The organism is Pseudomonas sp. LS.1a (genome assembly GCF_022533585.1).
Lineage (GTDB): Bacteria > Pseudomonadota > Gammaproteobacteria > Pseudomonadales > Pseudomonadaceae > Aquipseudomonas.
Genome location: NZ_CP092827.1, coordinates 3431326 through 3455811 on the forward strand (window position 1 = coordinate 3431326; position 24486 = coordinate 3455811).

Annotated in this window: 19 protein-coding genes; 5 read left to right on the forward strand and 14 right to left on the reverse strand. The window is 63.8% G+C overall.

Going from position 1 to position 24486, the window contains the following annotated elements:
* Positions 1-30 precede the first annotated feature (30 nt).
* Complete coding sequence (locus MKK04_RS15765) at positions 31-1707, reverse strand: MFS transporter (protein ID WP_207836119.1); 1677 nt, start codon at positions 1705-1707, stop codon at positions 31-33.
* A 198-nt stretch (positions 1708-1905) separates the two neighbouring features.
* Here MKK04_RS15765 and MKK04_RS15770 point away from each other — a divergent pair, with 198 nt between their 5' ends.
* Positions 1906-2592 carry an AraC family transcriptional regulator gene (locus MKK04_RS15770; protein WP_241105653.1) on the forward strand — a complete coding sequence of 229 codons (687 nt, stop codon included), beginning with the start codon at positions 1906-1908 and terminating at the stop codon, positions 2590-2592.
* Here MKK04_RS15770 and MKK04_RS15775 read toward each other — a convergent pair.
* The 4 genes from MKK04_RS15775 to MKK04_RS15790 form a co-directional block, all read right to left on the reverse strand.
* Entirely contained in the window at positions 2575-3456 is an 882-nt protein-coding gene (locus MKK04_RS15775) for a sterol desaturase family protein (protein WP_063913714.1), read from the reverse strand. The genes MKK04_RS15770 and MKK04_RS15775 overlap by 18 nt on opposite strands.
* 123 nt (positions 3457-3579) lie before the next feature.
* Complete coding sequence (locus MKK04_RS15780; protein WP_207836127.1) at positions 3580-4359, reverse strand: alpha/beta fold hydrolase; 780 nt, start codon at positions 4357-4359, stop codon at positions 3580-3582.
* Positions 4356-4781 (reverse strand): VOC family protein, encoded by a 426-nt coding sequence (locus MKK04_RS15785; RefSeq protein ID WP_207836130.1) that lies wholly within the window; start codon positions 4779-4781, stop codon positions 4356-4358. Before MKK04_RS15785 ends, MKK04_RS15780 begins: the two co-directional genes overlap by 4 nt.
* Positions 4782-4929: 148 nt before the next feature.
* Complete coding sequence (locus MKK04_RS15790; RefSeq protein WP_233693539.1) at positions 4930-5856, reverse strand: alpha/beta fold hydrolase; 927 nt, start codon at positions 5854-5856, stop codon at positions 4930-4932.
* Positions 5857-6107: 251 nt separating this feature from the next.
* On the opposite strand from MKK04_RS15790, the gene MKK04_RS15795 reads away from it, so the two are divergent.
* Positions 6108-10985 (forward strand): NEL-type E3 ubiquitin ligase domain-containing protein, encoded by a 4878-nt coding sequence (locus tag MKK04_RS15795; RefSeq protein WP_336247157.1) that lies wholly within the window; start codon positions 6108-6110, stop codon positions 10983-10985.
* Between the two features lie 7 nt (positions 10986-10992).
* Here the strand turns inward: MKK04_RS15795 and MKK04_RS15800 are convergent, their stop codons facing one another.
* Complete coding sequence (locus tag MKK04_RS15800; RefSeq protein ID WP_241105654.1) at positions 10993-13509, reverse strand: UvrD-helicase domain-containing protein; 2517 nt, start codon at positions 13507-13509, stop codon at positions 10993-10995.
* A 175-nt stretch (positions 13510-13684) separates the two neighbouring features.
* Between MKK04_RS15800 and MKK04_RS15805 the strand changes: the two genes are divergently transcribed.
* Complete coding sequence (locus MKK04_RS15805) at positions 13685-14383, forward strand: pirin family protein (protein ID WP_063913719.1); 699 nt, start codon at positions 13685-13687, stop codon at positions 14381-14383.
* A 174-nt stretch (positions 14384-14557) separates the two neighbouring features.
* Here MKK04_RS15805 and MKK04_RS15810 read toward each other — a convergent pair whose 3' ends face one another.
* From MKK04_RS15810 to MKK04_RS15840, 7 genes are all read right to left on the reverse strand, one after another.
* On the reverse strand, positions 14558-15457 hold the full coding sequence (locus MKK04_RS15810) for a SphA family protein (protein WP_207836145.1): 900 nt from the start codon (positions 15455-15457) through the stop codon (positions 14558-14560).
* Between the two features lie 77 nt (positions 15458-15534).
* On the reverse strand, positions 15535-16596 hold the full coding sequence (locus tag MKK04_RS15815) for an NADH:ubiquinone reductase (Na(+)-transporting) subunit F (RefSeq protein WP_233687984.1): 1062 nt from the start codon (positions 16594-16596) through the stop codon (positions 15535-15537).
* A gap of 11 nt (positions 16597-16607) precedes the next feature.
* Positions 16608-16967 (reverse strand): phenol hydroxylase subunit P4, encoded by a 360-nt coding sequence (locus MKK04_RS15820; protein ID WP_233687985.1) that lies wholly within the window; start codon positions 16965-16967, stop codon positions 16608-16610.
* A 65-nt stretch (positions 16968-17032) separates the two neighbouring features.
* Positions 17033-18547, reverse strand: coding sequence for an aromatic/alkene/methane monooxygenase hydroxylase/oxygenase subunit alpha (locus MKK04_RS15825; RefSeq protein ID WP_063913723.1), 1515 nt, complete (start codon positions 18545-18547; stop codon positions 17033-17035).
* Positions 18548-18578: 31 nt separating this feature from the next.
* The gene (locus MKK04_RS15830) at positions 18579-18848 is read right to left on the reverse strand and encodes an MmoB/DmpM family protein (RefSeq protein WP_241105655.1); all 270 of its coding nucleotides are present in this window, start codon (positions 18846-18848) and stop codon (positions 18579-18581) included.
* Complete coding sequence (locus MKK04_RS15835) at positions 18845-19840, reverse strand: aromatic/alkene monooxygenase hydroxylase subunit beta (protein WP_241105656.1); 996 nt, start codon at positions 19838-19840, stop codon at positions 18845-18847. Before MKK04_RS15835 ends, MKK04_RS15830 begins: the two co-directional genes overlap by 4 nt.
* Before the next feature lie 55 nt (positions 19841-19895).
* Entirely contained in the window at positions 19896-20153 is a 258-nt protein-coding gene (locus MKK04_RS15840; RefSeq protein WP_063913725.1) for a phenol hydroxylase subunit, read from the reverse strand.
* A gap of 373 nt (positions 20154-20526) precedes the next feature.
* Between MKK04_RS15840 and MKK04_RS15845 the strand changes: the two genes are divergently transcribed.
* On the forward strand, positions 20527-22230 hold the full coding sequence (locus MKK04_RS15845; RefSeq protein WP_241105657.1) for a sigma-54-dependent Fis family transcriptional regulator: 1704 nt from the start codon (positions 20527-20529) through the stop codon (positions 22228-22230).
* Between the two features lie 166 nt (positions 22231-22396).
* Positions 22397-23296, forward strand: coding sequence for a catechol 1,2-dioxygenase (gene catA / locus MKK04_RS15850; RefSeq protein ID WP_233693543.1), 900 nt, complete (start codon positions 22397-22399; stop codon positions 23294-23296).
* Positions 23297-23722: 426 nt separating this feature from the next.
* On the opposite strand, the gene MKK04_RS15855 is transcribed toward catA, so the two are convergent.
* Positions 23723-24208, reverse strand: a complete 486-nt coding sequence (locus tag MKK04_RS15855; RefSeq protein ID WP_063913728.1) for an isochorismatase family cysteine hydrolase — start codon at positions 24206-24208, stop codon at positions 23723-23725.
* Positions 24209-24486 lie beyond the last annotated feature (278 nt).

Consider the following 24486-nt stretch of genomic DNA (forward strand, 5'->3'; position numbering starts at 1 on the left):
CGAAGAGGCCGGTACTGGCAGCCTAAACCTTCAGGTGTGGGTGATATCCCGGTCCTTGGTCTCCGGCAGGAAGAAAATCCCCAACACCGCCGTCATCACCGCAATCACGATCGGGTACCACAAGCCGTAATAGATATCCCCGGTCGCCGCCACCATGGCAAACGCCACCGTCGGCAGGAAACCGCCGAACCAGCCGTTGCCGATGTGGTAAGGCAGCGACATCGAGGTGTAACGGATACGCGCCGGGAACAGCTCCACCAGCCAGGCGGCGATCGGCCCGTAGACCATGGTCACGTAGACCACCAGCAAGGTCAGCAGCAACAGCACCATCGGGTAATGGATCTTCGCCGGGTCGGCCTTCTCCGGGTAGCCCGCCTCTTTCAACGCCCCGGTCAAGTTCGCGGTAAAGGCGTCGCTCTGCGCCTTGAAGTCCGCTGCCGCCAGGCTGCTGCCATCAAAGCTCGGCAACACCCGCTCACCAATGCGGACCTGCGCCACGCTGCCTGGTTCGGCCGCTTCGTTGGTATAGGGGATGGCCCGCTTGGCCAGCAGGCTCTTGGCGATATCGCACGAACTGGTGAATTTGGCCTTGCCCACCGGGTCGAACTGGAACGCGCACTGGCCAGGGTCGGCCATCACCACCACCGGGTTCTGCTCCTGGGCAACGAACACATCCGGGTTGCCGTACTGGGTCAGTGCCTTGAAGATCGGGAAGTAGGTCAGTGCGGCGATGATGCAGCCGGCCATGATGATTTTCTTGCGGCCGATGCGGTCGGACAGGCTGCCGAAGAAGATGAAGAACGGCGTGCCGATCAGCAGCGAACCGGCGATCAGCAGGTTGGCGGTCTGCGGCTCGATCTTGAGCATCTGCAACAGGAAGAACAGCGCATAGAACTGCCCGGTGTACCACACCACGGCCTGGCCGGCGGTACCGCCGAGCAGCGACATGATCACCACCTTGAGGTTGTCCCAGCGGGCGAACGCTTCGGTCAGCGGCGCCTTGGACGCCTTGCCCTCGGCCTTCATCTTCATGAACACCGGCGACTCGTTGAGTTGCATGCGGATGTATACCGAAATCGCCAGCAGCAGGATCGACAGCAGGAACGGCACCCGCCAGCCCCAGGCCTCGAACACCTCGTTACCCATGGCCGTGCGGCAGGCCATGATCACCAGCAACGAGAGGAACAGCCCCAGGGTGGCCGTGGTCTGGATCCAGGCGGTGAAAAAGCCGCGCCGGCCTTTGGGTGCATGTTCGGCCACGTAGGTGGCCGCCCCGCCGTACTCGCCCCCCAATGCCAGGCCCTGCAGCAGGCGCAGGGTAACCAGGATGATCGGCGCGGCCACGCCGATCGTGGTGTAGCTGGGCAGCAGGCCCACCACGGCGGTGGACAGGCCCATGATGACAATAGTGATGAGGAAGGTGTACTTGCGCCCGATCATGTCGCCCAGGCGCCCGAACACGATGGCGCCGAACGGCCGCACGGCAAAGCCGGCGGCAAAGGCCAGCAAGGCGAAGATGAACGAGGTGGTTTCATTGACCCCGGCAAAGAAGTGCTTGGCGATGATCGCCGCCAGTGAGCCGTACAGGTAGAAGTCGTACCATTCGAAGACCGTCCCAAGGGACGAGGCGAAGATGACCTTGCGCTCCTCCCGGGTGATACCGCGTTGGGGCGCGCTGCCCGTGGATGTGCTGTCGAGAACCGCCATGGGGTGCCTCCGTCTTGTCGTTATGCAGGCCGGGAGCACCTCAAATCTTTTTCACCATCGCACCCAGGCCCTGGGGGACTTGCTTTGGATATGCGAAGCACGACGAGGCGGGCCGCCTCGGATCGCAGCAAGGTCACTGAAGCATAATAGGCTTTGCCGGGATATCCACTGGCATGACCAGGCGCACAAGAGGGCTGCATGAACGATAAGGCGACACAGGGCTGGCAAGGCGATATCTGGTTGGCGGGCGATCACTGCCTGCTGCTGGCCACGCTAGGCAAAACCGACAGCCACGCGCATTACGCGCACCAGGTATTGATCGGCCTCGGTGCGGATGTCGAGGTATGCCTGGGCGAGCAGCGCTATAGCGGCCAGCAGGTGGTCATCCCGTCGCAGCAACCACACGCCATCCTCAGCCATGGCATACCCTGCCTTACCTTGTTCGCCGAGCCCCTGGCGTTCGACGTGGCAGACCTGGCACAGGTCTGCGAGCAAGCCGGCAACAGCCCTGAGCAACTGGCCGAGTGCCTGCGGCAGTGGCCCCGCCGCCCGCTCGACCCGCGCCTGAGCAAAGCACTCAAGCGCATCCATGCGCTGGACGAACGGGCCCTGCCGGCCTACGAACTGGCCAGTACCGCCGCGCTGTCGATCAGTCAGTTGGAGCGCCTGTTCAGCGGCACGCTGGAGCTGTCGGTACGGCGCCTGGTGCTGTGGCAGCGCCTGCGCGTGGCCCTGCAATTGGCGTTGGGCGGCGCCAGCCTGACCGAAGCAGCACTGCTGGCAGGGTTTGCCGACTCGGCGCATTTTACCCGCAGTGTGCGCCGTCAGTTCGGCATGCCCCCCGGCACCGCCTTGCGTCGACTGCGCCTACGCACGTTCGGCTAACGCCTGGCGCAGTGCTGCCGGCAGCAGGGCCGGTGGTTGCGCATCGCCGCTCACCCAAGGCTCACGCAGTTGCGCCAGGTAGGCCTGCGGATAATCCGGCCGGTCACCGATCCCCATGTCGTCATCTGCCAGCGCGTAGCCTGGCAAGTACAGCACCGTGCCAAGCAGACGGTCCCATAGCGGGAAGAACAGTGCGAAGTTGACGTCACCGGTGGTGCCGTACTTCAGGTGGTGCAGGCGGTGCACCGGCGCCCAAGCGAACACATGGCGCAAGCCGCCGATGCGCATGTCCACGTTGCCGTGCTGCAGCAACAACTGGATCGACACGCTGAACGCCAGCAGTGTAGCCACCTCGACAGGCAGGCCGAGCACCAGCAACGGCAGAGTCCCGCCCAGGGTTTCGAGCAGTTGGTGCACGGGGTGTTTCAGCAAGCCGTTGAAGCCGTACAGCCGGGTGACGCTGTGGTGTACCGCATGCAGCCGCCACAGCAGCGGGCTGCGGTGGCTGGCGTAATGCACCAGGGTGATGCCCAGGTCCGCTACCACGATTGCCAACAGCAACTGCAAGGCCAGCGGCCAATGGACGGGCCACAGGTCGGTTGCCGGGAGGCAGCTGGCCAGCAGTGGGATGGATGCCACGCTGGAGAGGGTCAGGCACTCGTTGACCAGGGCATGGCAAAGGTCACGTCGGCCCTCGCCTTGCGTCTGGTTCCAGGCGGTCTTGTAAGGGATGAGCCATTCGCAGGTGAATGACAGCAACACAGCGCTGGCCAGCAGTGGCAACAGCCACAGCGGGCGGGTTGCCAGCGCCAGTGCAGCGGCGATGAAACCGAAGAAGAACAATGGGGCGTAGAGGATACGCATGGGTGGCTCCAGGCAAGTTGGAGCCGCCAGTGTTGGCCCAGGGGCAAGGTGGGCGCTTGAACGAACGGCGCATGTAAGCCCCACGCGCGCCTACAGGGACCGTAGCCAGTTTCAAGCCAACGTTTAGCGCAAGAACTGTACGACCTCTGCCAATACCCGCTCAGCCTGCTCTCGGTGCGGTACATGCCCACAGCCCTGCAGCAACCGCATCACCCCCGGCCCGCCAGCCAGCGCCACCAGCCGTTCGGGATGTGCAGGCGAGCCGAACTCGTCGTTATCGCCATGCAGGCTCAACAGCGGGCAGCGTACCTGCGGCAGCACCTCATCCAGGCTCCAGCCGGCAAAGTCCTCGGCCAGCCAGTTGTCCACCCAGGCGCGCAATACCCACTCGGCCTTGTCGCCATGGTAGCGCTCCAGCCGTTGCAACTGCCCGGGTTCGGCAAACTGCCGGTCGGCCACGCGAATGCCTTCAAGGGTACGGGCCTCGACAAACGCCTGCGCCGATTCGGTAATCAGCCCCGTACAGTGGCTGGCGAAGGCCGCCGCACAGGCCACAGCCATGCCGCCGCCCACGCTGTGGCCGAAGACAATGAAATCGCCAATGCCAAAATACGCGCGCAACGCCGTGAACCCCTGCTGCGCCTCGCCCTCGACAAAGCCCAGGCGCAACCTGCCCGGGTGGGCGTCGGAGCGGCCAAAGCCCAGGCGGTCGTAGGCGATTACCCGGTGTCCGGTGGTTTGCGCAAGCTGCGCCGGAAACTCGCGCCACAAGGCGACGCAACCCAGCGAATCATGCAGCAGGACGATCGGTGCACCCTGCGCCTGCAAAGGCGCCCATTCCTGGGCGAACAGCTTGCCTTGCGCGGTGTCGATCCAGTGCTCGCGGGTGTGCAGGTCAGTCATGGAGCCCTCGTTGCCAGTACCGGTCCTTTGAGCTCGACCTGGTTGCCGTCCGGGTCGTAGCAGTACAGCGACAGCCCCTCGCCTTCAGCGCCATAGCGCTTTTCGGCAGGTTCAACCTCAACCCCCGCGGCTTGCAGGTAGGCCTTCAGTGCCGGCTCATCGAACGGCTCGATGCGCAGGCAGAAATGGTGCAGGTTGCGCCCCTCGGCCCCCGGCGCCGCCCCGCCAGGCTGCCCCAGGGGACCGTCCAGGGTCACCAGGTCGATCATCGCCGTGCCGGTGGCCAGGTGGACCATACCCAGGTCTTCGCGCACGCGGCTGACCGTGCAGCCGAGCAGCTCGGTGTAGAAGGCAACGCTGCGCTCCAGGTCGCTGACCCGCAGAACGAGGTGGTCGATGTGCTTGATGGCGAATGGTCGCATGCCGGGGCTCCTTGTGGCTGCTGGATTCCTGTAGAGGATCGCTGCGAAGAATCAGCGCGGTGTATGGCACCGGCTGCGCCGGTGTTCGCGGCTAAAGCCGCTCCCACAGCCACCATAGCCCAGGTCCGCACGGCATGACCAGACTCACCTACTCGTTCACCAACCGTTGCAGCACGTCCCCTTCATGACGGGCCAGGATGCGCAACAATTGGTCGACCAGCGCCCGGTCCGGCGCATCCAGATGGAAGTGGTGCCCGCCCGGATGCCAGGAGATCTTCGCCTGGCTGGGCAAGGCCGCCTGGCGCCGGGTAAAGGCCTCACCGGTGAATGCCCCCTGGCGGCCGAACAGCAGGTACAACGGGCAACGGATCTGGCTGAGCAGGTCGCAGGCTTCGCGCTCGGTCAGCGGCATGGGCTCGGGCAGTACCAGGCGCGGGTCGTGGCGCCAGCAATAACCCTCGCCCAACTGCAGCAGGTCACGCAGCGCCAGCAGCCGTGCAGCCCCTTCCGACAGCTCGGTGTCCAGGCGCTCGCGGCGTTGCTCCAGGGCCGTTTCAAGGTCCTCGAAACGGTCGACGGCCGGCTCGGCAAAGCCCTGCAACTGACTGCGCTGCACCATGCGCTTGAGCCGGTAGGCCCGGGCCAGGTGTTGCACGCGATCATCCTCGGCCACCGTGAACGGTGCACCCATGCCGTCGAGGAAGGTCATGCTGGCGATACCGCTGGTCATGGCCGCCAGCAGCGACGCCACCCCGGTACCCATGCCATGCGCCAACACATGGAATTGCGCCAGCCCCAGGCTGTCGGTCACCGCCAGCATGTCCTCGGCATGTTCCCACAGGTAGTAGCCACTGTCGTGGCGACGATGGTCCGAACGGCCGTGGCCGACCAGGTCGGGGGCCACGACGAAGCAGCCCTCCAGCAACGGCCCCAGGCGTTCGAACGAGGCCGCATTATCCAGCCAGCCATGCACGGCCAGCACAGGAATGCCGTCTTCCGGCCCCCAAGTCCGTACCGCAATCTCAATACCGTCGAGGTCCAGCTGGTAATCCCTGGGACTGCATAGCGAATGCATCGTAGTTCTCCCTGACAGAGTGCCGACCTAAGGCCAGGCATCATGGCGCCGGCTCCACCGCAATGCGCCGGCGTCCCCACACAGCATGCCTACGCCATGCCGTAGTCCACCATCTCCCACCAGCCCTGCCCGCGCTGCTCCCCTACCGACGCTCTCGTGCACAGGACCGACCTGTGCATTCAACTAAATACCACCGCATGCCGAGCCGAATCCTTTCGACTGATGCCTCCACTGACCTTGGAGCATTCAACATGTCCACCCCTCCCGTGCCTTTCCATCAGGCCCAGATCGTTCGTAGCCTGCCTGCCTGGGCCCGAACAATGCACCCCGACCATACCCGCCGCGTCGTGCAGAGCGTGCGCAAGGACTACCTCGACGAAAACGGCTCGCCTTACGCTTGGTACGCTGCGGCCAGCGCTGAAGATCAAGCACATGTACGACAGCTGATTGACACTCGCGATGCCGGCTTCAAGGCACTGCGAGTCGCGCTCAAGGACTTCAGGCAGATCAGCGAATTCTGCAAGCCTTTGCTAGAGAGCCGGTTGGGCCCGAATATCAACGTGGACAAAGCCCAATATCTGCACCAACCGTTCAAGAGATTCATCACGTTGCAGAATCCTCCCGGCCTCGAAATTTCAATCGACGGTGACGACTCGTACATCGAGTGCCGCGACGGGCCGCCACAGAGGCGTTCGTTGCTGGAAGCTGCACTGCATAACTTCGAAGGCCCTGGGGAGGTGGGGCCATTCGACGCCCTGACCGTTGGCCCGAAGAACGACACTTCACTTTCCGGTCTCGAACTCAAAGCTTTCGTCAGCCTTTGCCGCAGCCTGGACCTGGGCCAACAGTACCAGGACCACTTGCAGAGCATTTATGAAGGCCCAACAAAGGCCACGATCGAGCAGCTGTGGACCGATGCAAGCCGGCAGGCATTGAAAGCCGAAGCAATGCTCGCTTATCTCAAGAACCTGTTGACGCTCAAAGGTCGCGACGCCCTGGTACAGCTATGCGACAACGAAAGCACGCCGCGCTACGGCGATCACAAGCTTCATTGCTGGCGCTTCAGCCTGTTCGGCATCCCGATTCATGACGTACTGCTGATAGGCCCCGATGAAGCCGACCAGAGCAACCCCTGCATGCTCTACATTCCCCAGGATACCCAACACCCGGTGAGGGAATTTGCTTCCTTGCGAGAGGCCGGCGCTCACGTACGTCAACGCCTGCTGCAAACCACGTTTCGCCACCACTTGATCAGCTTCGCTTACAAGGACCGCCAGGTCGAACTTGGCCGCAAGCTCGAAAATGCGCTGTTCGAGCAAAGCGCTTCAACGCGCAAACCCAAGGAAAAGCCTGAGCTGCACTTCAGCCGGACGAGCCTGGCCCTCCCTATCTGGCAAGTGCTTTACAAAGACCACAAGCGCCGCCTCAAGGCAGATGCCAGAACGATCGCGGTGCCGACCGCCGATGCCGACGCCAAGGCACGCAAGGAACGGCTGCAGCATTGGCTTGACGCAGGCATGAACATGCTCAATGTGGCCGCCTTCTTCGTGCCTGGGCTGGATGCCGCGATGCTTGGGGTATTTGCCTACGATCTCATGGATTCGGTGTTCACCGGGTTCGAGGCCTGGGAAGACGGCGATACCCAGGAAGCGCTGCAGCAACTGGAGTCGCTGGCCATCAATGCCGCCGTGGTTGCCGGTTTCGCCGTCGGCAGTCAGGCCGTCAAGGCATCGGGGTTCGTCGATGCCTTGAACAGTGTCTGGAAAGATGGCCGCGAACGGCTTTGGCACCCCGACATGAGCCCTTACAGCACCTTGAAGGCGTTGCCAGAGGATGCACTGCCTGATTCCCAAGGGCATTACATCATCGATGACAAACCCCATGTCCGGCTTCAAGGCAAACTGTATGAAGTGTTCGAAACCGACGGACAGTGGCGTGTGCGCCACCCGAACGACCCCGATGCCTACCCCCCTGTCTTGCGCTACCTGGGTGACCAGCGCTGGCAACTGGCCCACGACAACCCGCTGGAATGGGACGATACGCAGTTGCTTGAGGCGCTGGGCCGGTTCAGCCAAGGGCTGGATGCCTCGGAGCGTCTTACCGCCTTGCGTATTACCGAAGTCGATGCATCCATCTTGCGCCGTAGCCAGGTCACCAGCTCCCGGCCGCCGGTTTTGCTGGCCGATGCCATGCTGCGGCTGAAACTGGATAACGACGTCCAGAGCATCATCACCCGGGTGCGTCAAGGCATGCCCTTGGCTGCACACATGAACTTCGCGCTGCCAGAACTGGTAAGCCTGCCAGGCTGGCCAGCGCGCTACAGACTGAAGGTGTTCACCGGTGCCGAAAAATGGGGGGACGCAGTCTACTTCGGCACACAGCCAAAAACCGACACGTTGCAGATCGAGATCAGCCGCTCGGAACTCGACGAAGGCAAACTGAGCGAGGTTGTCCTGGCAGGGTTGGCCGAAGACGCCATACAACAGTTGCTGCCAGATACGCCAGCAGAGCAGCGCCCGAGCGCCCTGAACGAGCGATTGGCCAACCGCCTGACAGCGCGTCGTAGCGAAGTATTGGCGAGCATGCTGGAAAGCCATCGACCGTCGCTTGGCGACGAAGCGCAGACCCTGGGCCGCCAGTTTCCCGGTTTGCCTGACAATGCCCTGGAGGAACTCGTCAAGCTTGCCGGCAGCGCCGAGCGCGAACGCATGAAGAGTGGGCGTGTGCCCCTGCGCGTGGCTGAAGAAGCCCGCTACCTGCAAGCCCGAGCCCGCCTTGATCGGGCCTTGCTTGGCCTCTATCGACCAGGCCTGAGCAGCGCCGACAGCCAACTGCTGCGTGACGCATTGGCAGCCAGGCAGCCGCAAGCCAGTGACGCCGAACTGCTGGCCAGCGCCCTCGCCGACCGCCCGGGCTGCGCCACGCTGCTTGGGCAGCAACCCATCAAGCCAGGCTTTCGCTCGCCCATGCGCCTGGCACATGGGCAAATCGGTTACCCGCTCAGTGGTCGAGGGGCAGGCCCGCTCAGCGCGAGCGCCGCGACACGTCGACTCAGATTGCTTTTCCCCTCACTGAGCCGCAGCCAGATCAGCGCGCTGCAGCTCGAACTGAGCCAGACCGGTGACCTGGGCTCGGCTATCCGGCAACTGCAGTCAGATTGGCACGGTCTGGAACGCTACCTGTATGAATGGTACAGGAACACGGACAGCCTCATTGATCTGATGGAGCGACAGCAATGCGCCGAATACCTCAAGAATGCCTGGCGGCGGGAGGGGCCCGGCAACCAGGGCACGCTCGTCCTGGAGCGAATACATTTGTCCGAGTTGCCAGCGATCACGGCCCGCTTGCCCCATATCCGTGAACTCAGGCTGAGGGGGCTGGAGCTGCAGCGACTGGACACCACATTCCTGTCCTGCTTCCCCAACCTGCAAGTGCTGGAAGTGACCGGCAACCCGGAAATCGAGGCAGAAGCGCTGTTCCAGGCACTTGAATCGGTGCCCAGGCTGCGCACGCTGGACCTGGTCGGCAACACCCTTGCTACTCTCTCACCGACCGCACGGCGAGTGCTGGCTGCGATGCCAGACCTGCGCCAGCTGAATCTGAACCGCAACCAGCTGACACTGGATCAGGCGACATTGACGTTCCTGTGCCGCCGGCCGCTGGAGGTCCTGACGCTGCGGAGCAATCGCATCACGCTCGATGAAAACCTCGCCACGCGCTTTCAGGACATGATCCATCTGCAGCGACTGGACCTGGGCTTCAACCCGCTACAGATCGCGCCTGATGTGAGCTACATGGCGCGGCTGAAACACCTGAACCTGTACAACTGCGATCTGCAGGCATTGCCCACTGGCCTGACCACCCTGATGAGCCAGTCACAGTACCAGTTGCGCTACCTGGAGCTCTCATCCAACCGCATTCACCATGTTCCGGACCTGGCAAGCATCCTGCGCAGCCCCTATGCCCGGGACGTCGCCGCCCGCTTGCCCCAGCGCCGCTGGCTGTTCAACTACAACAATCTCGAAGCCGAGTCGGCCAGGCGTCTACGAGCCAGCGGCGTCAATATCTACGAGCACACACCCGAACGGCCAGGGTGGCAAGGACTCTGGCGCGATTCTGCGACCGACCATCAGAACCAGCTGTGGTCCGACCTGTTCGATCAGAACGACCATGGCGACCTGCAAGCGGTGCTGGAACGCCTGGCCAGTTCGGTGGAAGCGCGAAGAGATCCGGAAGGCTTGCAGGTGCGTGTATGGGCACTGTTGGAGCAGGCCCACCAGGATACAGTGCTGCGCGAGCGGCTGAACGAGGTGGCGCAAGCCTTCCCCCCTACCTGCGGTGATGCCGGCGCCGATGCATTCAGCGCCCTGGAAGTGGAACTGCTGGCCAATCAGGCGTCAAGGCAGGCACGAAACACGGCCAAGCCGCTGTTCGACCTTTACCGCAAGCTGTATCGTCGCGAGAAAGTCAACGAACTGGCCGATCGCATCAGCCTGCAACGCGCCTTGCGCAAGCAGGCGCTGCAGAGAAATGCCACGGACGAACAGTTACCGGCTCATGACGTGCTGGATGTCCCGGCGGCGTTCCCCGATACGGACCTTGCCACGGGCCTGGTCGACGATATCGAAGTCCGCCTGGCACTGCGCCAGTCCTTGACCGCTGAGCTTGATTTTCCCGAACCAAGCAGCGGCATGCTCTATCGGAATACCGCAAGGATCAACCAGCAGATCATCGACAACGTGCGCGATGCCGTGCTCGAACTCGATGCCGACACCACCGCCCGCCAGCAGTGGATGACCGAACAGCCGGTCTGGGTTGACTACCTCAAGCGCCAATATGCCAGCCAGTTCGAAGCCATTACCGACTTCTGGCGCCCGGGCCTCGATTACCTCTTTTATTGCCTGGATGAAAGCCAGGAGCCGATCACTCACCTGGACAACGCGATATTGCGTGCATTGGCCCCGGAAATGCCTACCCCTGCGCTGGACGAAAACGGCACGCTACGTCGGGTTTCTCTCAATGAGGCCGCCTATGTCAAGGCCACGAACGCCTTGACCCACGAACAGCAACAGGTGGAAGCCGGGCTGTTGTTGAGCCTTACCCGGCAAGTGGAAGTCCTCGGTACCTGAACGCTGATCAATGACCCCGCAGGTCTTCGAAGAAGGCCTGCCGCCCATCCACCTGGCTAGACGCACGAGGCGCGGCCGCCGCCTCTGCGTTGGCCGCCTCCACATGCCAATAGCAGTGCCTGACCGCGCGGGTTACCGCCACGTAGGCCAGGCGCTGCACCTCTTCTTTCTGCGCAGTATCGAAGGGTTGAGCATCACCGGCCTTGCCCAGCCCGGCCTGGCGATACACCTGGTTCTTGTAGGGGGAGCTGGTCAGGTACTGGCAGTCGCCCAGCATGAACACTGCATCGGCCTGCAAGCCCTTGGCACTGTGGTAGGTCAACTGGCGCAGCCGGCGGTGCTCGGCGGGCAACGCGGCCTCGGCTTGCAGCACGCTTTGCAGGTGGTCGTTCATCAGCGCCCTGTCGCTGCCCTTGCGGTACAGCATCATCACCGTCTCGCCACGCTGGTAGTGCTCGATCAGCGTTTCACCCAAGGCGGCCTCGTCTCGGTCGAACACCTTGACCGGCGAGCCCGGCACCTCGGCCGCCGGGCCACTGGCGCGGGCTTTCTTGCCGGCAATCGCCGGGGTGCCCTTGACCAAGTGTTCGGCCGCGTCGATCACTTGCTGCTGGCAACGGTAGTTGTCGACCAGCATCACCCGCGTGTTGGCCGGCGACGGGAAGGCCTTGGTGAACTCCATGAAGTACTTGGGCGAACTGCCGCGCCAGCCGTAGATCGACTGCCAGTCGTCGCCCACGCACAGCAGTGACGAATGCCGGGCATTGCGCCCGGTGTGCATCGCCGGGCCGCGCCGGCGGATCTCGGCAAGGCTGGCGCGCAGCCAGCTGACGATCTGCGGCGACACATCCTGGAATTCGTCGATCATCAGGTGCGCCAGCGGCCGCAGCAGCGGGTCGGGCAGCAGCTGCAGGTTTTCCGGGTTGTTCTCGCCGAACAGAGCGAACATGCGGTTGTAGCTCATCACCGGCGGCGACTGGTCCAGCAGGTGCGCCTCCAGGGCCTTCCAGTACAGGGCCAGGGCCTCGAAGAACAGCGCATCGCTGTCGCCGGAAGGGAAGCTCATCGCCGCCACGGCAGTGTTCACGTCCAGGCCCAGGTTCTCGATGAAGTTCGCCGCTCCGACAAAGGCATCGAGCAGCGGCGCCGGGGCCAGCTCGCCCTTGACCTTGTATTCGAAGCCGGGGCCGGCCACGGCATCACCGGCCAGCGAGGCTGCCAGGCGCCGGGCCATGGCATAGTTGTCGAGCCAGATCAGCGGCTGGTCGCAGAAGGCCTGCAACAGGGTGCGCTTGACCGCCCACTCGGCGCGCACCGCCAGCTTGGCGCCGGGGCGCTGGTACTGCGCGCTTTCCGCCGGGTCGAAGCCGAGCACCAGCAAGGGCCCCTGGCCGGCCAGACGGCCATGCACATGGAAGCGGCTGCCACGGATCTCGATGGTCTCGCGGCAGGGCTCGATGCCGTTGATCGGCCAGGCGCCGGCGGCGAACCACAGGTCCTCGATCACGTCGCACAGCTCCTCGTCGCGCTGGGCAGCCAGCTGGGTTACCTGCGCGCGCTTCTGCACATCGGGGTTATTGGGGTCCAGCGGTTTCAGCTGCAGGGCTTCGTTGCGCAACAGGCCAACCAGCTCGGCAAAACGTGGGCTTTCGCCCAGCAGGGTGCTGTAACACTGGTTCAGTTGCTGGCGCTGGGCATCGTTCAGGCGCAGGTCGAACGGGTTGCTGTCGGCCTCGGCCTCGCGCCCGGCCGGCATCTCGTTGCCCAGCGTCTCGAACGCGCGCACCTGGCCAAAGCCCGGCAGGCTGCGCACCAGCGGCAGGATACGCGAATGAAAGGTGCGCACCAGCTCGCGGGCCTGCGCCGGTTGCAAGTTGATCTGCCATAGCGCGAACACCTGCAGCAGGCGCTTGATGAAGTCCTTGCGCGACTCGCGGGTGAAGGTGACCACGGTCATCGCGTCCAGTTCATAGCCCAGGTAATGGCGCAACAGCAGGATGCGCAGTACCAGCGAGGTGGACTTGCCCGCCCCGGCCCCGGCCACCACGCAGGTGGACGGCGTATCGCTGAAAATCAGCTTCCATTGCGCGGCACTGGGTTGCGCCTCGGCGGGCAGGCGCTGGGCGACATCGGCCTTGAAACGCTTTTTCAGCTCGGTGGTCAGGGGCAGGCGCCAGTCATCGAACAGGTTGTCATCCTGGCCCGGCACGGCGGCGGTGTCGGGGCGGGTATCGCGGATTACCAGCACCTGGCGCCCAGCCTCGTAGCCCTCCACCCGCCCGCGCTCGAACCCTTCACGCACGCCATCGGCATGGCCACTGCGTTGGCCGCTGGCATGGCCGAGGAACCAGGAGTCGCGGTGCTGGGCCTGCAGGCGGGTCAGGCCACGCCCCAGCAGGCGGGCCGCCAGGCGGCGCAACCAGGGCAGTTGGGCAGGAGGGGTAAGGTCGGCGGGGGCCTGGGGTTGCTCGTGGGCCACGGTCACTCCGTTGAAAAACAAAATCAGCGGGCATGTTCGCCGCATCGACAAAAAATCGCCAGCGAATGCTTGCAGATCAGTGGATTAGGCGATGAAGCGGATAAAACACCCCACCCAGACAAATCTAATTTACTGATAATTTTAAGTCGATATTTACGCTTATTTTCGATGTTTCTTTAGCGCATCATGGCGTCATTCCACTGATTCAAGGAGCACGACCATGCTGCAACTGCGACCTTTCGAAAGCCTCGGCCACGCCAACCATGGCTGGCTCGATGCCCACCACCATTTCTCGTTTGCCGAGTACTACGACCCGGCGCGCATGCACTGGGGTAACCTGCGGGTATGGAACGACGACCTGATCGCTGCCGGCAGCGGCTTCCCGCCGCACCCGCACCGCGACATGGAAATCATCACCTATGTGCGTGAAGGCGCGATCAGCCACCAGGACAGCCTGGGTAACAAAGGCCGCACCGAAGCCGGTGACGTGCAAGTGATGAGCGCCGGTACCGGCATCGTGCACAGCGAGTACAACCTGGAAGACGTCGACACGCGTATTTTCCAGATCTGGATCGTGCCGGAGCGCACCGGTGAAGCACCGCAGTGGGGTACCCGGCCGTTCCCCAAAGGTGAGCGTGGCGAAGGCTTCGTGACCCTGGCCAGCGGCCGCGCGGGCGATGAAGACAGCCTGCAGATCCGCACCGATGCGCGATTGGTGGCTGCCACCCTGCGTGCCGGTGAAACTGCCGAGTACCGCTTCGATGCCGCACGCCGGGGTTACCTGGTGCCGGCCAAGGGGCTGGTGGAGGTCAACGGGCTGCGGGCCAAGGCGCGCGATGGTGTGGCGATCGAGCAGGAGGAGGTGCTACGGGTGACCGCCATCGAGGACAGCGAGATCGTACTGGTGGATGTGGCCTGATGGATCGGGCCAGTTCAGGCTGCCTTGTACTGCCTGCACTGGCCTCATCGCCGGCAAGCCAGCTAACACAGGAACCATGCAGGCCTGAAAATTGATGTAAGGCCTGTACGGTCCCTGTGTGGCTGGCTTGTGGTGGCGACGAACCGCGGCGATGGGCTGTACAGCAGCCCCTTTTCAGAAGGGCAAGGTCAGCTTCAACCAGTAGGCATCACCCTGTGCGCGGTTGCGCACTCCGGTTTCCTTCGACCATTTCGCCGTCACGAACCAGCCATCCTTGCCGCTGTACTTGATCGACGGGCCAACGGCAAAGCTGCGCCCTTTGTTGTCGTCGATGCGCTCGCCATCCTGATTGTCGTCTGTCGTCTGCCGGTAGTAATACCCCCCTACCCCCAGCACCCAACCATTCCCAAGCCCCCAACCCACGGCATAGTCCACATGAAATTCCTGGCCCGAGCGGTAATCGGTGGCCGGGTTGCGGCGGTTGAAGTCGTACATCACCTTGGCATCCAGGTTGAGCCCGGCCGGGTCGACATAGCTCATCGCATACACCGGCTCGAACACCCAGTAGTTGCGCCCGGGGTTGGCCAGGTCATCCTTGTCGTAGCGGCCAGTGGGGGCAATCATGTCGAAAGCCAGGATGCTGTGGAACTTGTCGCTGTGGTGAAAGCCCAGCGCCGGGCCGAAGATCACATCGCCCAGGCCGCTGTTGTGCTGCGACTGACCATTGAGCGACACCTTGACGTCCACCAGCGGCACGATCGCATGCAGCGCCAGGCTGGCGCCCAGCACCGTGTAGTCACTCACCCAGATCAGCCGCGGCACGATGGCGTTGGCGCGCACGCGAAAGTCCACCGGCAGCTTGCGCCCGTCGTTGCCACGCAGGTTGTCGGCTTCGTAATGGTTGACGAACAGCTGGCCATAGAAGCCCGGCGGCGGCATGGCGCCGGACATGTAGTTTTCGGCACCCAGCGGGTACGAGGTGCCGCCCCCTTCGGTGGCATGGGACAGGTTGGCAGCGCCAAACAACGAGGCGCACACGGCAAGGCGAAGCAGGTTCGCTAGGGTCGGGTTCATCGGGTCAACCTTTGTTGTTGTTATCGGTCGGGTGCACGCAGGCCCCCCGCAGGTCAGGGAGCCGGGCAGCAAAGGGTTCAGATGCGCTTGAACAGGGCCGAACGCTGGCCGTCGGTGGCACCGTCTGCGGCGCTGTAGAAGCGCTCCATGAAGATGTCGCGCTCGAACAGGCGCCCCTGCATCAGGCAAGTGATGGCCGCATCGATCATCGGTGGCGGGCCGCAAAGGTAGGCCTTGTGACCGTTGAAGCGGCCCTCGAAATGCTGCCTGGCCGCGTCGTGCACGTAGCCGCGCACACCTTGCCACTGCACGTCCTCGGCGGCCTGGCTGAGGGCCGGCACGTAGCTGAAATTGGCATGCCGGGCAGCCAGCGCCTCGAACAGCTCGCGGTTGTACAGCTCGGCACGGGTGCGGGCGCCCTGGAACAGGGTGATGCGCCGGGTGTCGCCACGCGCCAGCAGGTCGAGGATCATCGACTGCGGGCTGGACAGCCCCGAACCACCAGCGATGAAAATCAGGTCCCCCGGCTGCGAGCTGCGCACGAAGAACTGCCCGTAAGGGCCGGACAGCTCCAGTGCGTCGCCCACCTTGAGCTGCCGGTGGATGTGCCCGGTAGCCACGCCGCCTTCCACCAGGCGCACATGCAGCTCCAACTCGTCGGCCTGCTGCGGCGGGTTGGCCAGGGAGAACGCCCGGGTGCCTTCGATGCCCGGCAGTTGCAGGTTCACGTACTGCCCGGCCTGGAAGGCCATCGGCCGGTCGAGCTTGAGGTGAACACCGCGGATGGTCGGCGACAATTCCACCAGCCGGGTGACCACGGCGCGATAGTCCTGTACTGGCAGGCCGGCGAAGTCCGGGTCGACATCGATGTCGGCTTCGATCACCAGGTCGCTCTGCGGGATGGCGCAGCAGGCCAGTACCTTGCCCTCGTCGCGCTCCATGTCCATCAGCGCAAATGACGAGGCCGCCCCCAGGTCGACTTCGCCTTCGAGCACCTGGCACTTGCAGGTGGCACAGGTGCCGTGGCCGCAGGCAAACGGCAGCCACACGCCCTGGCGCAGGGCGGCCTCGAGGATGGTCTGGCCCTCCTCCACTTCAATCTGTTCGCCGGTGGGTTCGATGGTGACTTGGTAGCTCATGGCAGCATTCCTCAGTTATGGCTGCCGCCCAGGCCATCGAGGCCAGGGGTATGCAGGTGCAGCAGGCTCTTGTGGGCGATACCGTTGGCGGCCAGGCCACAGGCCAGGTCAGGGCTGAACGGCTGCTCGTCCAGGCGCCAGCGCGCTACGCTAAAGTCGACCCGGGCGGCATCCGGGTGCAGGGCAATGGCCGGCTTGACTACCTGCTCGATGAAGGCGGCGAAGGGTTGCGCCGGGTCCACCGGCAGGGTGAAGGGTGCGCAGAACAGCAAGTGGTTTTCCCAGCACAGGTACACCAGCTGGGCGCCGTGGAAGTTGGCCTGGCGGTCCAGGGGTTGGGCAGTGTAGGTGCCGATGGCGGTCACGGGCATGGCAATGTTCCTCTTGTTCTTGTCGGGGCCAGGGCGCAGCAACGGCGCCCTGGCGCTTCAGTGGTTCAGCCGGCCTGGCGCTCGGTGCCCTGCACGGCCTGCCAGCGCTGCTGTTCGGGTGAGCCCTGGTACTCGAAGTTGTCCTGCCCGGGGGCGATGTTGTAGTAGTCGCGCACCACTGCCTCGACATCGCCGCCACCGCAGTTGCCCTGCAGGATCTGGTGCACCGGCAGCCAGGCCTGCACGTACTTTTCCGGTTCGAAGGCGAAGATGTCGCAGCAGCCATCAGAGCAGAAGTGGTAACGCTCGCCTTCATGCACCAGGCTGCGGTGGCTCAGTTGCGTGGGCGCATCCGGCTCGGTGAAGGCCAGCGGAATCTGGCACACCTGGCACAGCATCGGCAGCGTCGGGTTGTAGAAGCGCTCGCCGCGCGCCTGCAGTTCGCGCCAGTGCTCGTAGCGTGGCCGGTAGTAGCGGTCGAAGGTGTCCGGGTACTTGGCCGACAGCCAGTCCAGTTCCTCGTCGGTGGGGATCCAGGTGTGAAAGTTGGTGGCCTGGCTGTACTGGTAGAAGATCGACCAGGCCTGGTGGCTGATGTGTTCCTTGCCGATGGTGGTCTGCTCGACATACTTCGGCGGGCGAATGCCGTAGCGTTCCAGGTCCTTGAACAGCGCGCCGCCGGCCTGCTCGAAGTACACCTCCCAGGCTTCGGCCCAGGACATCACCTTGTTCGGCAGCATGTAGTCCATCATCATCCCGACCAGGGTCAGCAACCGATAGCCACGCCAGAACCACTTGTCGATCCAGCGCTGCACGATGGGCACGTTGTCCTCGTGCTGTTCCAGCAGGAACTTGATCACCTCCAGGCCCAGGGTCATGTGCCTGGCCTCGTCGGACTGCGCCGAGAAGCCAAAGGTGACCGTGGCCATGTCGCCATTGAACGCCGCGCCCGACATGAACGGCACGAACAGCAGGTTGGTCAGCACGTACTCGAACGAGAACGAAATGGCAGTGAGGAACTCGAACGGGCCAGCCGTGCGCGCATCCTCGAAGAACGACTTGGGCACCGACAGGAACCACACCCGGTCGTGCATGTGGGCAAAGTCATGCAGGCCGTTGAAGTGCTTGTTGTAGTGGCTCATGGCGTGCACCTGGGTCTGCACGTGGCGCAGCTCGTCGATGGCCTGCATCTGGCAGGCCACCCGCGCACCGGCGCCGCCAAAGTGCCGGCCGACCCGGGCGAAGCCTTGGTAGGCCTGGTACTCCAGGGGCGTGACACCGCTCAGGAACAACTTCAGGGCATTGACGTAACGGGCGTCGGAGATGTTCTGGTGGCCGTTGTTCTGGGCAAAGGCATCGAAGATGGCGTACAGCTTCTTCTCTTTCTCGGCCTGGTATTTCCAGTAGGCGTCCATGGTCAGGCGGAACGGGTCTTCCCACTTGTCCCAGTCGGTGATCTTGATACCTTCGAACCGCTCGTAGGGGTAGATGGCGTCCTTGCTCTGGTAGCTCGGCTCCCAGCCCAGGTCTCGGGTCAGGCAGCGGTACTTGTCTTTCTGGTTGAGGCGCTTGGCGGCCATGGTGGTCTCCGGGTTCTTGTCGTTGTGCGGATCAGTTCCAGTGCAGGGCGAAGCAGTCTTCGTCTTCCTCAACGTTGCCACCCAGGGTGATCACGTCGATCAGCATTTCCTGCACGTCCCATTCACGGCCGATTTTTTCTTCCACCGTGGCCCGGTGGATTTCCAGGCGCCCTTCGGCCTGCACGCGGATCATCGCCGGCTGGTGCTGCACCTGGGCGTGGGGATTGTCCTGGGTGATGGCCTCGACGATGTAGCGGGCGCTGTCGTTGTCCTGGAGGGCGATGTAGACGAGGGAAGTCATGCGGCGTCTCCACTGAGGCCGAGTTTTTTCAGGCGTGCGCCAAAGGCGCTGTCGCAGGCATCCAGCGCGTCGCGGCCGGGGCCGGCCTCGGCCAGCGGCAGCAGCGCTTGCACGGCTCGCCCGCGCCATTGGCTGACCCAACCTTCGATCAGCTGGCGGTTGTGCGGGCTCTCGGCGACCGCGGTCTTGACCAGCGCATCGACCCAGCGCTGGCTCTCGGCGAACCACAGGCGCATGAACTCGGTGAGCATGCCCAGTTGCCCTGCCCCGGCGGCCACCAGCTGCGCATCGAAGTGTTCGAACAGCAACGGGTACACCAGGCCGTCGCTGACCAGGTTCTGCGCCAGGCTCAGCTCGAACCAGTCGCGTATCACCAGGCTGTCCTCGACATAGCGCCGCACCCCTTGCCAAGCCGGCTCGTCCAGCCAGCGCTGCTTGGCCTCGGCCAGCAGTGCCAGGCCGTCGTCCTCCAGCAGCAGGCCGATGCGCGACAGGTACTGGGCGATGGCCAGGCGGTCCATGGCCTGGAACATGTGCATCTGGGTGACGCTGGTGCCGAAGGCGTCGGCGGCGATGCCGCTGTTGTTCATGTTGGCGCCCAGTTCGGCGTGGCGCAGCGGCAGCAGCAGGCGTGCGACCAGGGCACGGGTTGCCGCCGGCAGGCTGGCCAGCAGCTCGCGCTTTTCACAGAAGGCAAAGCTGTGCTCGGCGTTTTCCTGCATGCGCGCCCGGGCCTGCACGTACGTGCCGTAGTAGTACTGGCGCGGGTCGCTGACGGCGTACCAGTCGGCCATCTGCAGCGCGGTGCGGCTGGGGTCGTTGAGCAGCTTGTCGGGCTGCCACAGCGGGCGGTAGTGGAAGTTGGTGGCCGCTTCGATATCGAAACTGGCTTCCTGGTACCGGCTGGCCGGCTTGTCGCCGAAACGGCGGCGGGTATGGCTGAAGGTCTGGCGGATCGGCTCGACCGTGGCCATCTTGATCTCGATACTCATGCAAGGCGTCCTGTACTTGTTGTTGTGGGGATGCAACGTGCCGACAAACGGCGCTTCATTCGTCCTCGTCGCGGCTTTCGCCATAGCGCCACTTCTGCATGTCGGCATCGACGGCGGCGGCCATCGCAGCGTCCATGTGGCGGACCCGGTTGCTGGCGCAGAAGCTGGCGAAGGCCGTACGCGGCAGGACCAGTTCGACGAACAGATCCGGGTAACCGATGGCAAAGTCGAACTCGACAAAGGTGGAATCCGGCTCGCTGCGTACGCGGACGTAGCGCGGCATCTGCTCGAAGGGTGTGGTGGCTGGGGTCATGCGCGGGTGCTCCGGTTGGACGTGCCAAGGGCTAGAGCAACGGCTGTGCCAGGCGCTTGAAAAACCGCAAAGCCAAGACATAACCAATTGTTTTTAAAAAATTTTTAAATCATGGATGGGTTGACCAACCCCTGTGCGGCCGGCGCGCCACAGCCGGCCCGATTGATCATTTGCTCAATCGGGCCAGGGCGCTTCGAGCAAATGGCGAACAAGGCCGGCGATTGACTTTTGCGCCGCTTTCAGGCGGTTTAGTAAAAGAGCGACCCGAGCCTTGCCTGCAGCGCCGCGGTCGTCCCGGCGTGCCCAGTACCCGCCTTGCCTGAGCGGGCGCACGCCACCTCCCCATACAACTACAAGCAAGGGGCGCAAGCGAATGATTACCCAGTACAGGGCGCCGGAACCTGCACCGGCGCTGAAGGACCTTACCGAACGGGTGCGGTTCCTCGGCACCGAAGGCAAGATCTGGCTGGACGAGCAGCGCATGCTGCTGGTGCAGGCCGCGACCATGGCCAGCATGCGCCGCGAGCTGATCGAAATGCTCGGTGTGGAGCGGGCCAAGGGCTTCTTCCTGCGCCTGGGCTACCAGTCGGGGTTGAAGGACGCCGAACTGGCGCGCAAGCTGCGCCCCAACGGCAACCCGGTGGAGATGTTCTTCATCGGCCCGCAGCTGCACTCGCTCAAGGGCATGGTCAAGGTGCGCCCGCTACAGCTGGAAATCGACATGGACAGCGGCCACTTCTACGCCGACATCGAGTGGCAGGACTCCTTCGAGGTGGAAAACTGCCAGTCCGAAGGCCTGCATTCCGAACAGCCGGTGTGCTGGATGCTGCTGGGTTACGCGATCAGCTACAGCTCGTTCTTCCTCGGTCGCCAGGTGCTTTACAAGGAAGTCAGCTGCCGCGGCTGCGGTGGCCGCGAATGCCGCATCATCGGCAAGCCGGTGGAACAGTGGGAAGATGCCGAGACTTTCCTGCGCTACTTCCAGAGCGACCCGGTGATCGACGAGCTGCAATCGCTGCAGGTGCAGGTGGCCAACCTGCGCCAGCGTCTGCAGTACGAGTCGGGACAGTTCTACGGCATCGGCCAGTCGGCGGTGTACCGGCGCTGCTGTGCACTGACCGACAAGGTGGCCCCGGGCAAGGCCTCGGTGCTGCTGCTGGGCGAAACCGGGGTCGGCAAGGAGGTGATCGCCCGCAGCCTGCACCTGCGCAGCGAGCGCGCCGGCGCGGCGTTCGTGGCGCTGAACTGCGCGACCATCCCGCCCGACCTGATCGAGGCCGAGCTGTTCGGCGTCGAGAAAGGTGCCTACACCGGCGCCCAGCAGGCGCGCATGGGCCGCTTCGAGCGGGCCAACGGCGGCACCCTGTTCCTCGATGAAATCGTCGAGCTCACGCCGCGTGCGCAGGCCAGCCTGTTGCGCGTACTGCAGGAAGGCGAGCTGGAACGGGTGGGTGACAGCCGCACGCGGCCGGTGGATGTACGGGTGATCGCCGCCACCCACGAAAACCTCGAACAGGCGGTCAAGGACGGGCGTTTTCGCGCCGACCTGTTCTACCGCCTGAACGTGTTCCCGGTGCATGTCCCGGCGCTGCGCGAGCGCCGCGAAGACATCCCGCTGCTGATCGAGCACTTCCTCGGCCGCCTGCACCAGAGCTACGGCAAGAAAACCCGTGGCCTCAGCGACCGGGCCTTGCAGGTGTGCCTGCAGTACGACTGGCCGGGCAACATCCGCGAGCTGGAAAACCTCATGGAGCGCGGTGTGATCATCACCGACGAGAACCAGAGCATCGGCCTGGATGCACTGTTCCCGCATGCGCCACCGGCCACCGACAGCATCGGCCTGGGCAGCGATGGTCGGCTGGTGGCGGCCAGTGACCAGGCCGCGCCCGGCTGGGTGGCACAGATTCTCGACAGCGGCACCGGCCTGGATGCCGTCGAGGAAGCGCTGATGCAGGAAGCCATGCAGCGCTGCCGGCAGAACGTCTCGGAAGCCGCGCGCCTGCTCGGCATGACCCGCCCGGCCCTGGCCTATCGGCTGAAGAAATCACCAGGCGAAAGCGTGACCGACAAGCCTTGAGCATTTGCGCAATTGCGCTGGCGCGGATTGATCATATGATCGAGCGCGCGCCGGCGATCGGTACCTAAAAAACAAAAAAACCTTTTATATCAAACAGTTATAAACATGGCATCGCATTTGCCTTGAGCCTTGCACCGCAATAACAACAACGACCGGTGAGGCAACCATGACTGTAGCGATTTCCCATTCCCCCGAAGTACAAGCCTTCTTCGCGAAAGCGGCAGGCGTTGGCAACGACCAGGGCAACCCACGCCTGAAGCAGATTGTGCTGCGCATACTGCAGGACAGCGCGAAGCTGATCGAAGACCTGGCGATCAGCGACGACGAATTCTGGACCGCTGTCGACTACCTCAACCGCTTGGGCAGCCGCAACGAAGCCGGACTGCTGATGGCCGGCCTTGGCCTGGAGCACTTCCTCGACCTGCTCAGCGATGCCCGCGACAGCCAGGCCGGGCATACCGGCGGCACCCCGCGCACCATCGAAGGTCCGCTGTACGTGGCCGGTGCGCCGCTGTGCGAAGGCGAGGCGCGGCTGGACGACGGCCGTGACCCTGGCCAGCCGATGCTGCTTGAAGGCCAGGTGCTGGACCTGGCCGGCCAGCCGCTGGCCGGGGCTATCGTCGATGTGTGGCACGCCAATACCCAAGGCCTGTATTCCTACTTCGATTCCGGCCAGTCGGCCTACAACCTGCGCCGCCGCATTGTCACCGACGCCCAAGGCCGCTACCGCGCACACAGCATCGTCCCCAGCGGCTACGGCTGCCCGGCCGATGGCCCGACCCAGGCCTGCCTGGACCAGTTGGGCCGGCATGGCCAGCGCCCTGCGCATATCCACTTCTTCATCAGTGCACCGGGGTACCGGCACCTGACCACACAGATCAACCTGGCGGGTGACGCGTACCTGTGGGATGACTTTGCCCATGCTACCCGCGACGGGTTGGTGGGCGAGGTGGAACGGCTCGAAGGCGGTGTGGCGCGGGTGGTGTTCAACTTCTGCCTGCAGCCGGCAGCGCATGCGGATGATGAGCAACGCAGCCAGCGGCCGCGGGCCTTGCAAACGGCTTGAGATTGCCGGGGCTGCTTTGCAGCCCTTTCGCGACACAAGGCCGCTCCCACAGAACTGCACACGACTCATTGAATTAGCAGGGACCCTGTGGGAGCGGCTTTAGCCGCGAACACCGGCGCAGCCGGTGCCAGGCTCCGCGTTGGATTCTTCGCGGCTAAAGCCGCTCCCACAGACCGCTTGCGAATTCAGTTTTCTACGCGACAGCGCAGCCCAAAAGACTGGGCCATGTCCCACAGAACTGCACACGACTCATTGAATTAGCAGGGACCCTGTGGGAGCGGCTTTAGCCGCGAACACCGGCACAGCCGGTGCCATGCTCCGCGTTGGATTCTTCGCGGCTAAAGCCGCTCCCACAGACCGCTTGCGAATTCAGTTCTCTACGTGACAGCACAGCCCAGATGCATGCCCGCATGATGCCTGCATGCCTTAGCCTCGTAGGGCCAGTTCGGCGAGCACCTCGGCCGAGGTGGTGACCTGGCGGAAGTGATGCTGCCAAAGCTCGATCCCCAGCTTGCCCGACCTGTCCAGCGAAGACCCTACCGTCATGTCGGTGACCAAGGTGGGCATCAGCCCCGCATCGAACAGGGCAAAACCGGCGGCCAGCACGCAAGTTTCGGTCTGCAGCCCACATACCAGCACCCGCTCCACACCCAGTTGCCGGATGTACTCGATGGCCTCTGCGCTCTGCCCGTAGCCATGCTTGACGAACACCTGATCGGCTTCGACCAGGCTCTCGTCCTCCGCCGCCGGGTGCCAGCCGAGCTGGCGCTCGAACGGCGTGACCTGTTCATCGTGCAACTCGACCGAGGCAATGGTGGGGATGTTGGCCGACAACCGGCGCAGGCCATCGACCAACCACTCGGGCGGGCTGAAGGTGGACTGGACATCGACGATGAGCAAAACCTGGCGCATGGGCGGATTCCGGTGCTGGCAAAAGGCGCGGAGTATAGCGTGATGCAAGTGCCGTGGTCGCCCAGCGAGCCAGGACACGATACGCCAGGCCAGCCCCGCGCCTCACGCAGCAGCCATCTTCGCACCCACCTCCGTACACGCCGGATGACCGGCAGTCACCAGACTGACACGATTATTTTCATTGATATTGATTTGTGAAATTAAACATGTCATTTTTCTTCATGCCGAACCGAGCCCCACAACGGGCTCAGGCCGGTACTGCCCTATCCACCGGAGTC

What these genes read in the sequence shown, in the direction of transcription:
- catA (WP_233693543.1), top strand. Translation starts at nt 22,397, where the DNA reads ATGACTGTAGCGATTTCCCATTCCCCCGAAGTACAAGCCTTCTTCGCG.
- MKK04_RS15835 (WP_241105656.1), bottom strand. Translation starts at nt 19,840, where the DNA reads ATGAGTATCGAGATCAAGATGGCCACGGTCGAGCCGATCCGCCAGACC.
- MKK04_RS15805 (WP_063913719.1), top strand. Translation starts at nt 13,685, where the DNA reads ATGCTGCAACTGCGACCTTTCGAAAGCCTCGGCCACGCCAACCATGGC.
- MKK04_RS15840 (WP_063913725.1), bottom strand. Translation starts at nt 20,153, where the DNA reads ATGACCCCAGCCACCACACCCTTCGAGCAGATGCCGCGCTACGTCCGC.
- MKK04_RS15785 (WP_207836130.1), bottom strand. Translation starts at nt 4,781, where the DNA reads ATGCGACCATTCGCCATCAAGCACATCGACCACCTCGTTCTGCGGGTC.
- MKK04_RS15845 (WP_241105657.1), top strand. Translation starts at nt 20,527, where the DNA reads ATGATTACCCAGTACAGGGCGCCGGAACCTGCACCGGCGCTGAAGGAC.
- MKK04_RS15800 (WP_241105654.1), bottom strand. Translation starts at nt 13,509, where the DNA reads ATGCGGCGAACATGCCCGCTGATTTTGTTTTTCAACGGAGTGACCGTG.
- MKK04_RS15790 (WP_233693539.1), bottom strand. Translation starts at nt 5,856, where the DNA reads ATGCATTCGCTATGCAGTCCCAGGGATTACCAGCTGGACCTCGACGGT.
- MKK04_RS15810 (WP_207836145.1), bottom strand. Translation starts at nt 15,457, where the DNA reads ATGAACCCGACCCTAGCGAACCTGCTTCGCCTTGCCGTGTGCGCCTCG.
- MKK04_RS15775 (WP_063913714.1), bottom strand. Translation starts at nt 3,456, where the DNA reads ATGCGTATCCTCTACGCCCCATTGTTCTTCTTCGGTTTCATCGCCGCT.
- MKK04_RS15815 (WP_233687984.1), bottom strand. Translation starts at nt 16,596, where the DNA reads ATGAGCTACCAAGTCACCATCGAACCCACCGGCGAACAGATTGAAGTG.
- MKK04_RS15855 (WP_063913728.1), bottom strand. Translation starts at nt 24,208, where the DNA reads ATGCGCCAGGTTTTGCTCATCGTCGATGTCCAGTCCACCTTCAGCCCG.
- MKK04_RS15820 (WP_233687985.1), bottom strand. Translation starts at nt 16,967, where the DNA reads ATGCCCGTGACCGCCATCGGCACCTACACTGCCCAACCCCTGGACCGC.
- MKK04_RS15825 (WP_063913723.1), bottom strand. Translation starts at nt 18,547, where the DNA reads ATGGCCGCCAAGCGCCTCAACCAGAAAGACAAGTACCGCTGCCTGACC.
- MKK04_RS15780 (WP_207836127.1), bottom strand. Translation starts at nt 4,359, where the DNA reads ATGACTGACCTGCACACCCGCGAGCACTGGATCGACACCGCGCAAGGC.
- MKK04_RS15795 (WP_336247157.1), top strand. Translation starts at nt 6,108, where the DNA reads ATGTCCACCCCTCCCGTGCCTTTCCATCAGGCCCAGATCGTTCGTAGC.
- MKK04_RS15770 (WP_241105653.1), top strand. Translation starts at nt 1,906, where the DNA reads ATGAACGATAAGGCGACACAGGGCTGGCAAGGCGATATCTGGTTGGCG.
- MKK04_RS15765 (WP_207836119.1), bottom strand. Translation starts at nt 1,707, where the DNA reads ATGGCGGTTCTCGACAGCACATCCACGGGCAGCGCGCCCCAACGCGGT.
- MKK04_RS15830 (WP_241105655.1), bottom strand. Translation starts at nt 18,848, where the DNA reads ATGACTTCCCTCGTCTACATCGCCCTCCAGGACAACGACAGCGCCCGC.